At 63.3% G+C, this 14,285-nt stretch carries 11 protein-coding genes and 1 tRNA gene; 7 read left to right on the top strand and 5 right to left on the bottom strand.

Annotation, left to right across the window (positions count from 1 at the left end; all coding sequences use genetic code 11):
* Window positions 1-6 precede the first annotated feature (6 nt).
* Window positions 7-834: an oxidoreductase gene (locus HAP47_RS23245; RefSeq protein ID WP_173642604.1), complete on the bottom strand. Its 828-nt coding sequence runs from the start codon at window positions 832-834 to the stop codon at window positions 7-9.
* A 101-nt stretch (window positions 835-935) separates the two neighbouring features.
* Here HAP47_RS23245 and HAP47_RS23240 point away from each other — a divergent pair, with 101 nt between their 5' ends.
* Together HAP47_RS23240 and HAP47_RS23235 are read left to right on the top strand one after the other, a co-directional pair.
* Entirely contained in the window at window positions 936-1,901 is a 966-nt protein-coding gene (locus HAP47_RS23240; RefSeq protein ID WP_173642605.1) for a LysR family transcriptional regulator, read from the top strand.
* 158 nt (window positions 1,902-2,059) lie between these two features.
* Window positions 2,060-2,887: a tetratricopeptide repeat protein gene (locus tag HAP47_RS23235; RefSeq protein ID WP_173642606.1), complete on the top strand. Its 828-nt coding sequence runs from the start codon at window positions 2,060-2,062 to the stop codon at window positions 2,885-2,887.
* A gap of 33 nt (window positions 2,888-2,920) precedes the next feature.
* Here the strand turns inward: HAP47_RS23235 and HAP47_RS23230 are convergent, their stop codons facing one another.
* From HAP47_RS23230 to HAP47_RS23215, 4 genes are all read right to left on the bottom strand, one after another.
* Entirely contained in the window at window positions 2,921-3,631 is a 711-nt protein-coding gene (locus HAP47_RS23230) for a hypothetical protein (RefSeq protein WP_173642607.1), read from the bottom strand.
* Between the two features lie 270 nt (window positions 3,632-3,901).
* The gene (locus HAP47_RS23225; RefSeq protein WP_371821647.1) at window positions 3,902-4,624 is read right to left on the bottom strand and encodes a hypothetical protein; all 723 of its coding nucleotides are present in this window, start codon (window positions 4,622-4,624) and stop codon (window positions 3,902-3,904) included.
* Window positions 4,625-4,709: 85 nt separating this feature from the next.
* Window positions 4,710-5,795 carry an enolase C-terminal domain-like protein gene (locus HAP47_RS23220; protein ID WP_173642608.1) on the bottom strand — a complete coding sequence of 362 codons (1,086 nt, stop codon included), beginning with the start codon at window positions 5,793-5,795 and terminating at the stop codon, window positions 4,710-4,712.
* A 31-nt stretch (window positions 5,796-5,826) separates the two neighbouring features.
* Window positions 5,827-7,158: a multicopper oxidase family protein gene (locus HAP47_RS23215; RefSeq protein WP_173643161.1), complete on the bottom strand. Its 1,332-nt coding sequence runs from the start codon at window positions 7,156-7,158 to the stop codon at window positions 5,827-5,829.
* A gap of 135 nt (window positions 7,159-7,293) precedes the next feature.
* On the opposite strand from HAP47_RS23215, the gene HAP47_RS23210 reads away from it, so the two are divergent.
* From HAP47_RS23210 to lon, 5 genes are all read left to right on the top strand, one after another.
* A tRNA-Leu gene (locus HAP47_RS23210) sits at window positions 7,294-7,378 on the top strand.
* A gap of 165 nt (window positions 7,379-7,543) precedes the next feature.
* On the top strand, window positions 7,544-8,902 hold the full coding sequence (tig, locus tag HAP47_RS23205) for a trigger factor (protein WP_173642609.1): 1,359 nt from the start codon (window positions 7,544-7,546) through the stop codon (window positions 8,900-8,902).
* Between the two features lie 197 nt (window positions 8,903-9,099).
* Entirely contained in the window at window positions 9,100-9,735 is a 636-nt protein-coding gene (locus tag HAP47_RS23200) for an ATP-dependent Clp protease proteolytic subunit (RefSeq protein WP_173642610.1), read from the top strand.
* A gap of 453 nt (window positions 9,736-10,188) precedes the next feature.
* Window positions 10,189-11,463 (top strand): ATP-dependent Clp protease ATP-binding subunit ClpX, encoded by a 1,275-nt coding sequence (gene clpX, locus HAP47_RS23195; protein ID WP_024583449.1) that lies wholly within the window; start codon window positions 10,189-10,191, stop codon window positions 11,461-11,463.
* Between the two features lie 319 nt (window positions 11,464-11,782).
* Window positions 11,783-14,212 (top strand): endopeptidase La, encoded by a 2,430-nt coding sequence (gene lon, locus HAP47_RS23190; protein WP_173642611.1) that lies wholly within the window; start codon window positions 11,783-11,785, stop codon window positions 14,210-14,212.
* Window positions 14,213-14,285 lie beyond the last annotated feature (73 nt).

The following is a 14,285-nucleotide window of genomic DNA, read 5'->3' as shown; positions in this document are numbered from 1 at the left end:
CGCAACTCAGGCAACGTCGGTGGAAAGCGAAACGCTCTTCCACGCATCGAATTCGGCTTGCAGCAGTTTCATTTTTTCCTCGACCAGTCGCACGGCATCGCTGCCGAGTAGGAGATGCGTCGGCGGATCGGCCGACAAAGCGAGTTTCAACATCGCCTGCGCGGCCTTTTGGGGATCGCCGACCTGCCAGCCACTCAGTTCCATGCGACGTTTGCGGATTGGATTGATGACAGCGTCATAATCTCCGATCGACCGCTCCGCCCGTACCATCGATCGTCCGGCCCAGTCGGTGCGAAAGCCGCCCGGCTCGACCGCGGTGACCTTGATGCCGAGGTCTTTGACCTCCTTGCCGAGGGATTCCGATATCCCTTCCAGCGCGAACTTGCTGCCGTGGTAGTAGCTGAGACCGGGCATCGTGATGATCCCACCCATCGACGTGATGTTGAGGATGTGCCCGGCGCGCCGCTTGCGCATGAAGGGCAGCACCGCCTGGATCATCGCCACCGCGCCGAAGACGTTGACCTCGAACTGGCGTCGCAGATCGTCGATCGATGATTCCTCCAGAATGCCCTCGTGGCCGTAGCCGGCATTGTTTACGAGAACGTCGATCGCGCCGATCCTGCGCTCGACGTCGGCGACCGCGGGCGCGATGGCCTCGGTGTTGGTGACGTCAAGAGCCACGGCGTGCACGCCGGCGCCGAGCGCTTCGAATGTCCGCTTGTCATTCTCGTTGCGCACGGTGCCGGCGACGGTGTGGCCGTCGCCCAATGCTGCCTCGGCCAGCGCGCGGCCGAAGCCGGACGAAACGCCCGTGATGAGGAAAGTCTTTGCCATAGGAGATGTCCTTCAGATCGAGATTGCGGGCTCGATATAGGCGACTTGATTGCTGCAATAATCGGCATAGAGTGGCATGACCTGATGCAGATAATCGAACAATGCAGCATGCTGGCCTTTTCGAGCTGAACGCCGTCGTCGCGATTTCAACGCATCGCAGCTTTCGCGCGGCCGCGACTGAACTCGGCATTTCGCCCTCGGCGTTGAGCCATGCAATCGCCGCGCTGGAGAAGCGGTTGGGCGTGCGCCTCATCAATCGGACGACGCGCAGCGTGGCGCTGTCGGAAGCGGGAGAGCGTTTCCTCGCCAGGGTCAGTCCCGCGTTGCGCGAGATTGCCGGCGCCATGGAGGACGTCAACGAGTTCCGCGACACGCCCGCGGGAACGCTGCGCATCAACCTGAAGGAGCGCGCCGCGCATCAGATCCTCCGCCCGATCGTCGCAAAATTCCTGCGGCGCTATCCCGACATGAACGTCGAACTGACGCTGGAGGGACGTCCCATCGATATCGTCGCGGAAGGTTTCGATGCCGGCATCCGGTTGGCCGAAGCCGTGCCGCAGGACATGGTCGCGATCCCCTGCGGCCCGGACACGCGCTTCATCGTCGTTGGTGCGCCCGATTATTTCGCGCGCCGTTCGGTGCCGCGGTCTCCGCTCGATCTGCTCGCCCATGAGTGCATTCGCAGACGGATGCCCAGCGGCAAGCTTTATCACTGGGAGTTCGAGAAGCGCGGCGGCGAGCAGATGGTGGTGGACCTCAGGGGCAGGCTGACCCTCGACAATGACAGTCTGATGGTCGAAGCCGCGCTCGAAGGCGTGGGACTGGCGTTCGTCAGCGATTTCTGGGTAGCGGGGCATCTCGCCGCCGGCACCTTGCGTGCCGTGTTGGACGACTGGACGCCGCCATTTCCCGGTTTGCGCCTCTACTATCCACGGCACCGGCACATGGCGGCCGGGCTTCGTGCTTTCGTCGACATGGTGCGGGAGGAAACGAGAATGGCTGCCAGGGGCGGGGAGGTCCACTCGCCCCGGGCCAAACGATCGGGCAATCGTCGCAAGCGCACTTGAGCCGTCGTGGCAACCCGGGTGTTCGGCCGATGGCTTCGCCGGCGTGGACGCGACTGCGTCGGTTCCGCCATGGCTGCGTCACGACACTTTTGGTGGACGCGTGGGAAGAGGCGGGTTAAAGCCGCATGACATCCCTTTGCATCCCGTGAATCTCCCTCGTGAGTGACAGGCAGAACAGTTTCCTCGCTCAGGCGCTGCAACAAGGCGCATCCGCGTTGCGGGCGCGGCAGTTTGCTGAGGCAGAGCGGATCGCGACAAGCATCCTGAAATCAAACCGCAAGGACAGACACGCGGCGCTTCTCCTGGCGCATGCCCTGATGGGGCAAAAGCGGGGAGGCGAGGCGATTGCACCGCTCGAGCGGCTTGCACGCCGCGGCGACGATGGCGAGGTGGAGACCTTGCTTGGCGCATTGCTTTGCGGTGCGGGGCGCGCCACGGACGGCCTCGCACAGCTTCGGCGCACGGCGGCACGCCGCCCACCATATCTCCCTTCGTTTCAGGAACTCGCCGGGCAGCTTGCCAAGGCCGGTCAATACGGCGAGGCGATCAGCACGATCGAGGCGGGCCTCGCGCTGGCTCCCGAGAGCGTCGATCTGAAGCTCGATCTCGGGCGGCTGTTGCATGATACAAATGACTTCGCGCGGGCTGCGAGTGTCCTGACCGCCGCACGTGATGCTGCGCCGGGACGCCCGGACATTCTTAACCAGCTCGGGCGGGTCCTGATCCTTCATGGCGACTACGCCGCAGCCGCGGACGCTTTCCGCCGCGTGCTCGCGCTCTATCCGGACGATCGCTCGACCCGCGCCTACCTTGCCACATCCTTGTTCGAGCAGGGTGAGCGCGACGCTGCCGAAGCGGCGCTGCGCTCCATCATTCGTGGTCAGCCCCAGCTGCTGGGTCGCGCGGCATTCGTCATGGCCGCGGCATCGCATGGTCGCTTCTTCTTCTCCCAGCGCGACGTTGCGAAATTTCTCGGCGGGGAGTGAGGCCGGGCGCATTGGACGAAATCTCGTCGCGCCTCACGCCCTGAAGTTTCTCCGGTAGAGGTTGGGCTGCCGCCTGAGCTCACTCCGGAACTGGCCGACGCGCTTGGCTTCTTCCGCGGTGAAGGAGGATGCCTGCGCAGTCCAGTCGTCTCGCTTGACCGGAATGCATTGCGCGATCGGAGTCCCCTTGGGGAGGACACCTCTGAAATTCCGGTCGTGCCAGTATGCCGGGAAATGCACCCAATTGTCGGTATAGAGGTCCGAATTGACCAGGCCGCTGAGCGTGGTGAACGGCAGGTCGAAGCGGTTGACGGGATGGGTGAAGTAGATCGCGTAGCCTTCGGGCGCCTCGACGGTCCACAGATTGTGGAATTTGAGAAAGAAGCGGCCCGCTTCGAACAATGGCGTGCCGCTGACCTGGCCCGGATCGTGAAAGCCGATCGGCGAACGCGGAAATTCGGGTGTGCCTCCGGGCGGCAGGTCGTGATCCCAGGTGATTTCGCCGTTCTCGACCCTGAGATCGCAGACCAGTGGCAGCAGGAACCCGCAGGTCATCGCGTCCACGAAGGGCGGGCAGCGCTTGATGGTGTCCTCGTCGTGCAGGTTGATCGAAGAGAAGGCCGTCGCAGGCATTGTCTTGAGCCAATCGGGAACGCCCTGCGCCGCCGGGATGGGGGCCGGAATTAGTCCCTCAAGCTCCTTCGGACAGCGAAATTTGAGCGTCAGTTTGCTGTTGGTGGACATTGGGCGCTCCGATGTCGTGATGACCTACATGAATGCGTTGCAAAGGTGAAGCTCACGATCAGGCGCAAGATCGGCAGATTGCGAGAGCGGTCGGCAGGCTCCATCAATTGCGCACAAGATAGAGCGGCGTTCTCAGCGTCAGCTGATAGGATGGCTTCGGCGCCCAGATGATCTGGGCCGTGACCCCGAACAGGCGATTGTCGTTGTCATCCATCCGATCGAGGTCAAGCCGGAGGATGGGCTCGGTGAAGGACTGGATCGGCGTGAAGTTCAGGAGCTGCGCGCCGCCGAAATGCTGTACTCCGACCCGTCCGGTGAATTTCCAGTTGCTCGGCACTGATAATAGCCGCCGACATAGCCGATGATATTTGGATGGATCCGTGCGAGATCGGTCGCTACCTCGACGCGGGTGTCCTGGATGCCCGCCAGCATTCCGCGCGTTCCGTCCTTGCCGAAGGCATAGTCGAACTCGAGAATGTTGTTGAAGGTCGTCGTCCCAGTCGGCCCGTTCGGGATTGCCTGGGTGATTGTCGATTGCCACGTGATGGTCGGGATTGAGCCACCGTTCTGGCTGTAGAGGTCCGCCTGAAAGCCGACGTTCCAGCTGGTGACGTCGAAGGCCGACCACCCCTGCGCGGGGCCATAGGTCGTGGTGCCGGAAATGCCGGCATACAGCGACACCGCATCGGTGACATCGACCGTCAATGGAAGATCGACGGCGAGGGATTGCCGGGACGGCAAGGAGACGCTGGTCGGAAGCGAGTTGCCGTTCGCGAGCGCGAGCGACTGCAGCGCGCTAAACAGAGCCGGGCTGCCGAAACCGACCGGCAAAGCGCCGGCCGGCACCGTTGCGTAGCTTGTCCGCAAATCGAGATAGATATTTGGCGTAGCCCCTGCTGGGTTCGGAGCGCCGCTGTCGTCGTCGCGATCTTTGCCGAACGCTGGTCCGGCCAAGCATGAGCCGATGAAACAGGCCAGCACAAGGCCCGGCAACGACGGAAAATCGCCGAAGGAGGGGGGCAGAATGCGCGAAGAAACTGGCACGACCCTTGGGCTCCTCGCTTGACCTGGCGCGGCGCTAGCTCACGAGATACTTCGCCACCGCCGGCTCGTTCCATTCGATGCCGAGCCCGGGACCGCGGGCGGTCACCGCGCCGTCTATGATCTCGGCGGGCCTTGTGAGGATCGCGCCGGCGAAGTCGAGGAACTCGAGCCAGTGCGCGGTCGGCGTCACCGCGAGCAGATGCGCGCTGACTTCCGCGAACAAATGACTCGACATCGGGATCGACGCTGCATCGGCCTGTCCCGCGACCTGCATCCAGCCGGTGACGCCGCCGACCTTCATCACGTCGGGCATGATGAAGTCGGATGCGCCGGCCGCGATCGCCTCGGCGAAGCCGCGCGGAAACCACCAGTTCTCGCCGGCCTGGATCGGCGTGGGCGAGGTTTCGCGGACCTTGGCGTGGCCGGACAGGCTTTCCTGCGGCACCGGCTCCTCGATCCAATGCAGGTCATAAGGCGCAAGCCGGGCGATGCGGCGGGTGGCTTCCGCCGGATCCAGCGACTGGTTGAAATCGATCATCAGCGCGACGTCGGGGCCGAGCAGGGCGCGCACGCCCTTCACGACGCGTTCGTCATTGGCGGCATCGCCGTCGCCGCCCTTGATCTTGATGCCCTTGAAGCCTTGGTCGAGCGAGCGGCGCAGCGCGCGCTCATCCGCAACGGGATCGACCGCGCCGTAGCTGTCATAGGCCTTGATCGGCTTTGCCGAGCCGCCGAGCAGCTCGACCAGCGGCCGGCCGGCGAGTTGGCCGAGCACATCCCAATAGGCCATGTCGAGACCGGACACGGCCATCCCGACCAGACCCTGCGCGCTGAGCAGCCGAAACTTGGCGTCCATCGCCTGCATCAGATCGAACGGGGCGACCGGCCTGCCGATCAGCTCGTGACCGATCTCCTCGATCAGATAGCAGAGAGGGTTAAGTGTGAGCTTGCTGTAGGCGAAGATGTAGGTACGGCCGGTAACGCCTTGATCGGTTTCGACATCGATCAGCACCAGCGGACCGGAATCGATCACGCCAAACGCCGTCTTCACAGGACGCTTGAGCGGCACCACGACGCTTCGTGCCCTCACTCCGCGAATCGCTGCAACTGTCTGGCTCATCGGTCTTTCCTCAAGCGGTTTCCACTTCTTGTTATTGGACACCGTACCATCGCACGAGCCGCGGCGCGGCCCAATCGGTCGCGACCTGCTCGATCAGATAGCGGCCAGGATATTCGGCGAGGAAGGCGATGTGCTGGGTTTGGCCCGGTTCGACCGCGAGCGTGTCGAGCCAGAACGGCTTCCAGCCGTCGTCGAGCCGGTCGAGCAGACGGAAGTGGTGGCCGTGCAGATGAAAGACGCTGGCGATCGCGCCCCGGTTGGTCAGGGCCAGCACGACGGTTCGGCCTGTCTTGGCCTGAAAGGCCGGGGCGGTCGACGGCTTGAAATCCGCCGGGCGGAACCACTCGGTGGGCGCGCCGAGCGCCAGATCGAATCGCGTAGCGCTCTTCAGATCGAGCTGGGCGGGCATGTCATTGCCGGGCAGCGGTGGCGCCGGCGGGAACGGCGCCGTTCGGATCGGCGGTTCGTGCGAGACGGCGAGCTTGCCGACCGGGCGGGCTTGCTTACCGTCGTGCAGCAGGATCGGGAAGCTCGTTCCGGCCGGACCGGCCGCATCGACAAAGACATCCGTGCGGCTTCCGGGAGCCAGGACCAGCGCGCCGTTGCGGGCCGGGAACGGTTCGGCCGGCTGGCCGTCGATCGCCATCACCCGGACGTCGAGCTTGTCCAGCTTGACCGCCAGCACGCTGCGTTGGCTGCCATTGATAAAGCGGAGTCTGAGGCGGGCATTGGCCGGTGCCGAGATGTCGTATGAGGTTTTGCCGTTAATTGTATGAATTTGCGTCGAATTTTTTGGATCGCTTCCAGGCGGGATCGCGGTTCCATCGGACTGCAGACGCCACTCCTCGATCAGCAAGACCTCGTCGCGATCGACAGCGACCGGCGAGGTGCCGGTCACGATCAGCGGGCGCGGCCGCGCCGGCGCCGTGCCGTCCCCGAAAAGCGGCTCGCACAGGAAGGTGCCGGCATGCCGAAGCGGCAGCTGGAAGGTATCCTTTGCCCCCGTGGCAAGGGGCGCCCGGGAGGCCAGGGGCTCCGCGGCCGGGACGCCATCGAGGCCGCGGCAATCGAGCGCGGCCGCAACCGGCAGCTCGTTGCCGAACGTCACGTCGAGCACCTCGCCGCGCTTGAAGCGGAGGTCGCCGCCGCCGAGCGACCAGACCGGGGTCTCAGGTCCGTCGGGACGAAGCGAGATGCGGTCGGCTTTCGCCTGCAGCGCAACTGCCGTCCGGCCCTGCGCCGAGCCGGTGGCCGGCCAAGCGGGGCAAAGCGCCGCGGCGCCGAGGCCGGCGATTAGGTCGCGCCGGGTAAGGGAAAATTCGGGACTTGCTAGGGGGCTTGCCATCCGGCCGATGCGGACCATTTTCAAGTGTACCTGTCCAGTCGCGATCGGTCGCAGGGCGGGCTCTCAAGCGGCCATTTTTTTGCTGCGAACCGGCGGGCGCATGTTATAAGCCCGGCCGCCCGCGGCATCGCGGCCGGACTGGATGCTTTTCGCGCGGGCGTGGCGGAACTGGTAGACGCGCTGGATTTAGGTTCCAGTGACGAAAGTTGTGGGGGTTCGAGTCCCTCCGCCCGCACCAAGCGCTTACAGCGTTTGCATGACGAATTCTTGGAGAGCCTTGGGCCCCGAAGGGGACGAGGGTTCACCGAACCCACAGACGTTAGGCCGCAAGGCTTACCGTCGAACAGATTGAACACTGCCACGGCCGCTCGGGCCGCGGCAAAAGCGGAAGAAGATTGATACCATGCAGGTCACCGAGACCCTAAACGAGGGACTGAAGCACGAATTCAAGATCAGCGTTCCGGCATCCGATCTCGATGCCAAGGCGGGCGCCAAGCTGGTCGACCTCAAGGACAAGGTCCGTCTCAACGGCTTCCGTCCCGGCAAGGTGCCGGTGGCGCACCTGAAGAAGATCTACGGCCGCTCGGTCATGGCCGAGACCATCGACCAGACCATCAGCGACACCAACCGGCAGATTTTCGAGGATCGCGGCTTCCGCCTCGCCGGCGAGCCGAAGATCACGATGCCGACCGAGAAGGACCAGGTCGAGGAATTGCTGTCGGGCAAGACCGACCTGACCTACACCGTCGCGATCGAGGTCGTGCCGCAGATCCAGCTCGCCGATTTCAAGTCGTTCTCGGTCGAGAAGCCGGTGGTCGATGTCTCCGACGCCGACGTCGACGATGCCATCAAGCGCATCGCCGAAGGCAGCCGCCCGTACAGCGCCAAGACCGAGGGTGCGGCGGAGAAGGGCGACCGCGTCACCATCAGCTTCAAGGGCACCATCAACGGTGAAGCCTTCGAGGGCGGCACCGGCGAGGGCATCCAGGTCGTGATCGGCGCCGGCCAGTTCATTCCGGGCTTCGAGGAGCAGCTGATCGGTATCGGCACGGGCGAGACCCGCACGCTGAAGGTTGGTTTCCCGAAGAACTACCTCAACGACAAGCTCGCCGGCCAGCCGGCCGAGTTCGAGACCACCGCCACGCTGATCGAGGCGCCCGGTGAGGCCGCGATCGATGACGAGTTCGCCAAGACGCTCGGCCTCGAATCGCTCGACAAGCTGAAGGAAGCCGCGCGCGAGCGCCTGACCGCCGAGTTCGCCGGGGCGACCCGCCAGAAGGTCAAGCGCGCGCTGCTCGACCGGCTCGACGAGAGCCACAAATTCGAGGCGCCGCCGTCGCTTGTCGCCGAAGAGTTCAACCTGATGTGGAACTCGATCAAGGCCGAGATGGACTCGACCGGCAAGTCCTTCGCCGACGAGAACACCACCGAGGATGCGGCCAAGGAAGAGTACCAGAAGATCGCCGACCGCCGCGTCCGCCTCGGCCTCGTGCTGTCGGAGATCGGCGAGAAGAACAAGATCACCGTGACCGACGACGAGGTCTCTCGCGCCGTGATCGAGCGCGCGCGCCAGATGCCGGGCCGCGAGAAGGAAGTCTGGGATTACTACCGCAGCAACGCCCAGGCGCTGGCCCAGCTCCGCGCGCCGATCTACGAGGACAAGGTTGTCGACTTCGTCCTGGAGCTCGCCAACGTGACCGAGAAGAAGGTCTCCAAGGATGAGCTGTTCAAGGATGAAGACGCCGAGCAAACTGCCGCTTAATTGCGGCACCTCGCGTTAATGATGAACCGCGAAAGCGTGCCGGCGACGGGCCTCCGTCGCTAGGCGCGCCGGCGCGAATCGGCTTGAACTTCGGCGACCTGCCCAGGTGGCTAGTGCCGGCCTTGTCGGCCGGAAATTGGCCCTTATCTGGATTAAGGCTTGAAGTTCTGCATCACCCCTAACCCTTGGGTCCTTTCATGCGCGATCCCGTTGAAACTTACATGAACCTCGTGCCGATGGTCGTCGAGCAGACCAATCGCGGCGAACGCGCCTACGACATTTTCTCGCGCCTGCTGAAGGAGCGCATCATCTTCGTCACCGGTCCGGTGGAAGACGGCATGGCGACGCTGACCGTCGCGCAGCTGTTGTTCCTCGAGGCCGAGAATCCGAAGAAGGAAATCTCGATGTACATCAACTCGCCGGGTGGCGTGGTGACGTCGGGCCTTGCGATCTACGACACGATGCAGTTCATCCGTCCGCCGGTGTCGACGCTGTGCACGGGGCAGGCGGCCTCGATGGGCTCCCTGCTGCTCGCAGCCGGCGAGAAGGACATGCGCTTCTCGCTGCCGAACTCCCGCATCATGGTGCACCAGCCGTCCGGCGGCTTCCAGGGCCAGGCCACCGACATCATGCTGCACGCGCAGGAGATACTGAATCTCAAGAAGCGCCTCAACGAGATCTACGTGAAGCACACCGGCCAGACCTACAAGGCGATCGAGGACGCGCTGGAGCGCGACAAGTTCCTCACCGCCGAGGACGCCAAGGCGTTCGGTCTCGTCGACAAGGTCATCGACAAGCGGCCGGAAGATCCGTCGGCAGTCAAGGCCGCCTAACAAGGCTGTCTGATCTGGGCAGGCGACCCGAGGCGTCGGTGTGATCTCCACATTGACGCCTCACATAGTCGGCAAAGCAGGACGGCGGAGTACCCCGCAAGCGCATATGCGGGGCAGAAAGTTCCGCTTTCGTGCTTATTGCCCGGCGTGGTAATCCCGCAACGTTCCGTGGATTTCGACGCGTATTCCACGTGCGACCGTGGAAAATCACGGTATTGTCACGGTCTTGAGCCGGCCTCCCGATTAGCGAATTCTTGATAGTCGGGTGCCAGCATGGTTGGCTGTAATGCATCGGCTATGATCGCGGAGATTCGAATAAACCGTGATCCACACGGTCAGTATTGCGTAGGGTCTTTTTTGGTACGGAATTTGCTCTATCTACCCAGTACCCCGGTTTTGTGCCGGATTGGGTCGATCTGGCAAACGAGGTCGAACGGCGGACGGAGATAATGGATGAGTAAGGTCGGCACGAGCGACGCCAAGAACACGCTATATTGCTCGTTCTGCGGCAAGAGCCAGCATGAAGTTCGCAAGCTGATTGCCGGACCGACTGTCTTCATTTGCGACGAGTGTGTCGAACTCTGCATGGACATCATTCGCGAGGAGAACAAGTCCTCGCTGGTGAAGTCGCGCGACGGCATCCCGACGCCGAAGGAAATCTGCAAGGTCCTGGACGACTACGTGATCGGCCAGAGCCATGCCAAGAAGGTGCTCTCGGTCGCCGTCCACAATCACTACAAGCGGCTTAACCATCAGACCAAGCACAACGATGTCGAGTTGGCGAAGTCGAACATCCTGCTGATCGGTCCGACCGGTTCGGGCAAGACGCTGCTCGCGCAGACGCTGGCCCGCATCCTCGACGTGCCGTTCACCATGGCTGACGCGACAACGCTGACCGAAGCCGGCTATGTCGGCGAGGACGTCGAGAACATCATCCTGAAGCTGCTGCAGGCCGCCGACTACAACGTCGAGCGCGCGCAGCGCGGCATCGTCTATATCGACGAAATCGACAAGATCAGCCGCAAGTCGGACAATCCTTCGATCACCCGCGACGTGTCGGGCGAGGGCGTCCAGCAGGCGCTGCTGAAGATCATGGAAGGCACGGTGGCCTCGGTCCCGCCGCAGGGCGGCCGCAAGCATCCGCAGCAGGAGTTCCTGCAGGTGGATACCACCAACATCCTGTTCATCTGCGGCGGTGCCTTCTCGGGCCTCGAGAAGATCATCTCCGCGCGCGGCCGTTCGACCTCGATCGGCTTCGCGGCGCAGGTGCTGGCGCCGGAGGATCGCCGTACCGGCGAGATCTTCCGTCACGTCGAGCCGGAGGACTTGCTGAAGTATGGCCTGATCCCGGAATTCGTCGGCCGTCTGCCCGTCGTTGCGACGCTGGAGGACCTGGACGAGGCCTCGCTGAAGAAGATCCTGACCGATCCGAAGAACGCGCTGGTGAAGCAGTACCAGCGGCTGTTCGAGATGGAGAACATCGAGCTGACCTTCGCCGACGAGGCGCTTGGCGCGGTCGCCCGCAAGGCGATCGAGCGGAAGACCGGCGCACGCGGCCTGCGGTCGATCCTGGAGAGCATTCTGCTCGAGACCATGTTCGACCTCCCGGGCCTCGAAGGCGTCGAGGAAGTCGTGATCTCGCGCGAGGTCGTCGAGGGCACGGCGCGTCCGCTCTACATCTACGCGGATCGTTCCGACCGCGCCGTCGAGAGCAGTGCGAGCGCCTAAGGCGGAACTTTCTGTCGTCGCAATTCATGCGGCTGCCGGGCGATCCGGCGGCCGTTGCGGCGCAGCAGCAAGCCATTTTCGCGTCGCAGTAAATGCCTGTTTAGCCTACATTTCCCGGCACTTCTCAGACTTGACACCCCCCTGCCTGATAGCCACCTAATGCTATCGGTGAGGAATCTCATGCGTTGAGATTCGTCGCTTTACGATGCGGAATATGCGGCTGCTGACGGCAATCTAATTCCGGATCACCAAGGCACCTTGTGGCGGTTGCGCAAACAGGCGGACTGCGAGCAAGGGGGCAAAACAAAAGGATAAGGCCATGACGACCTCAAAACCCCGGCCAACGATCGTCCACGGCGAAAGCCATTCCTATCCGGTGCTGCCGCTCCGTGACATCGTCGTCTTCCCGCACATGATCGTGCCGCTCTTCGTCGGCCGCGAGAAATCGATCCGCGCGCTCGAAGAGGTGATGAAGAACGACGCGCTGATCATGCTCGCGACGCAGAAGAACGCGTCCGATGACGATCCGGCGCCCGATTCAATTTACGAGACCGGTACGCTCGCCAGCGTGCTTCAGCTCCTGAAACTGCCCGACGGCACCGTGAAGGTGCTGGTCGAGGGCCTCGAGCGCGCGCGTGTCGAGAAGTATTCCGACCGCAGCGAGTACTACGAGGCGACCGCGGTCGCGCTCGCCGACACTGACGCCAGCTCGGTTGAAGCCGAGGCCTTGGCGCGTTCGGTCGTGTCCGATTTCGAAAGCTATGTGAAGCTGAACAAGAAGATCTCCGCCGAGGTTGTCGGCGTGGTTCAGGCGATCACCGATTTCGCCAAGCTCGGCGACACCGTTGCCTCGCATCTCGCGGTCAAGATTGCCGATCGGCAAGCGATCCTGGAGACGTTGTCCGTCACGCAGCGCCTGGAGAAGGTGCTGGGCCTGATGGAGAGCGAGATCTCGGTGCTGCAGGTCGAGAAGCGCATCCGCTCGCGCGTCAAGCGCCAGATGGAGAAGACCCAGCGCGAGTATTACCTGAACGAGCAGATGAAGGCGATCCAGAAGGAGCTCGGCGACGACGAAGGTCGCGACGAGCTGGCCGACCTGGAGGAGAAGATCTCCAAGACCAAGCTTTCCAAGGAAGCGCGCGAGAAGGCCCAGCATGAGCTGAAGAAGCTGCGCCAGATGTCGCCGATGTCCGCAGAAGCGACCGTCGTGCGCAACTATCTGGATTGGCTGCTGTCGATCCCGTGGGGCAAGAAGTCCAAGGTCAAGAAGGACCTCGAGGCCGCGCAGGCGGTGCTGGACTCCGATCACTACGGGCTCGAGAAGGTCAAGGACCGTATCGTCGAGTATCTCGCGGTGCAGTCGCGCGCCAACAAGCTGACCGGACCGATCCTGTGCCTGGTCGGGCCTCCCGGCGTCGGCAAGACCTCGCTCGGCAAGTCGATCGCGAAGGCGACCGGCCGCGAGTTCGTGCGCGTGTCGCTCGGCGGCGTGCGTGACGAGGCCGAGATCCGCGGTCACCGCCGCACCTATATCGGCTCGATGCCCGGCAAGATCATCCAGTCGATGCGCAAGGCGAAGACCTCGAACCCGCTGTTCCTGCTGGACGAGATCGACAAGATGGGCGCCGATTTCCGCGGCGATCCGTCGTCGGCGCTGCTTGAGGTCCTGGACCCCGAGCAGAACTCGACCTTCAACGACCATTACCTGGAGGTCGACTACGACCTGTCCAACGTGATGTTCATCACGACCGCGAATACGCTGAATATTCCGGGCCCGCTGATGGACCGCATGGAGATCATCCGGATCGCCGGCTACACCGAGAACGAGAAGGTCGAGATCGCGCGCAAGCATCTGATCCCAAGCGCGCTCTCCAAGCACGGTCTGGACTCCAAGGAATGGTCGATCGACGACGCGGCGTTGCTCTTGATGATCCGCCGCTACACTCGCGAAGCGGGCGTGCGTAACCTGGAGCGTGAGCTCTCCACACTCGCCCGCAAGGCGGTGAAGGAGCTGATGATCTCCAAGAAGAAGTCGGTAAAGGTCACCGAGGCGAACATCGAAGAGTTCCTCGGCGTTCCGAAGTATCGCTTCGGCGAGATCGACGACGAGGATCAGGTCGGTATCGTCACCGGTCTGGCGTGGACCGATGTCGGCGGCGAGCTGTTGACCATCGAAGGCGTCATGATGCCCGGCAAGGGCAAGATGACCGTCACGGGCAATCTGCGCGACGTGATGAAGGAGTCGATCTCGGCGGCGGCGTCTTACGTCCGCTCGCGCGCGATCGTCTACGGCATCGAACCGCCGATGTTCGACCGCCGCGACATCCACGTTCACGTGCCGGAGGGCGCAACCCCGAAGGACGGTCCGTCCGCCGGCGTCGCGATGGCCACCGCGATCATCTCGGTCATGACCGGCATTCCGGTCCGCCACGATGTCGCGATGACCGGCGAGATCACGTTGCGCGGCCGCGTGCTGCCGATCGGCGGTCTGAAGGAGAAGCTGCTGGCTGCCGCGCGCGGTGGCATCAAGACGGTGCTGATCCCCGAGGACAACGCCAAGGATCTCACGGAGATTTCCGATGCGATCAAGGGCGGCATGGAGATCATTCCGGTCTCGCGGCTGGATGAGGTCGTTGCCAAGGCGCTGACCCGCGTGCCTGTACCGATCGTCTGGGAAGAGGAGACCAGCAAGGTCGACGTCAAGCCCGACGCTTCGGATGAGGCGTCCGGTGGCCTGACGGCGCACTGAAGCAGTCTTCAATCTGAAAGATCAAACGGCGCCTTCGGGCGCCGTTTTTGTTTTGGTCATCACGAGGAGCCGG

Origin of the sequence: Bradyrhizobium sp. 41S5 (assembly GCF_011516665.3) — a bacterium.
GTDB lineage: Bacteria > Pseudomonadota > Alphaproteobacteria > Rhizobiales > Xanthobacteraceae > Bradyrhizobium > Bradyrhizobium quebecense.
The sequence above is the reverse complement of the archived record's forward strand: the minus strand, read 5'-3'. Positions and strand labels throughout refer to the sequence as shown.

Coding starts and splice junctions, on each gene's coding strand:
- HAP47_RS23200 (WP_173642610.1), top strand. CDS start 9,100: ATGCGCGATCCCGTTGAAACTTACATGAACCTCGTGCCGATGGTCGTC.
- HAP47_RS23230 (WP_173642607.1), bottom strand. CDS start 3,631: ATGTCCACCAACAGCAAACTGACGCTCAAATTTCGCTGTCCGAAGGAG.
- clpX (WP_024583449.1), top strand. CDS start 10,189: ATGAGTAAGGTCGGCACGAGCGACGCCAAGAACACGCTATATTGCTCG.
- HAP47_RS23220 (WP_173642608.1), bottom strand. CDS start 5,795: ATGAGCCAGACAGTTGCAGCGATTCGCGGAGTGAGGGCACGAAGCGTC.
- tig (WP_173642609.1), top strand. CDS start 7,544: ATGCAGGTCACCGAGACCCTAAACGAGGGACTGAAGCACGAATTCAAG.
- HAP47_RS23240 (WP_173642605.1), top strand. CDS start 936: ATGCAGCATGCTGGCCTTTTCGAGCTGAACGCCGTCGTCGCGATTTCA.
- HAP47_RS23245 (WP_173642604.1), bottom strand. CDS start 834: ATGGCAAAGACTTTCCTCATCACGGGCGTTTCGTCCGGCTTCGGCCGC.
- HAP47_RS23215 (WP_173643161.1), bottom strand. CDS start 7,158: ATGGTCCGCATCGGCCGGATGGCAAGCCCCCTAGCAAGTCCCGAATTT.
- lon (WP_173642611.1), top strand. CDS start 11,783: ATGACGACCTCAAAACCCCGGCCAACGATCGTCCACGGCGAAAGCCAT.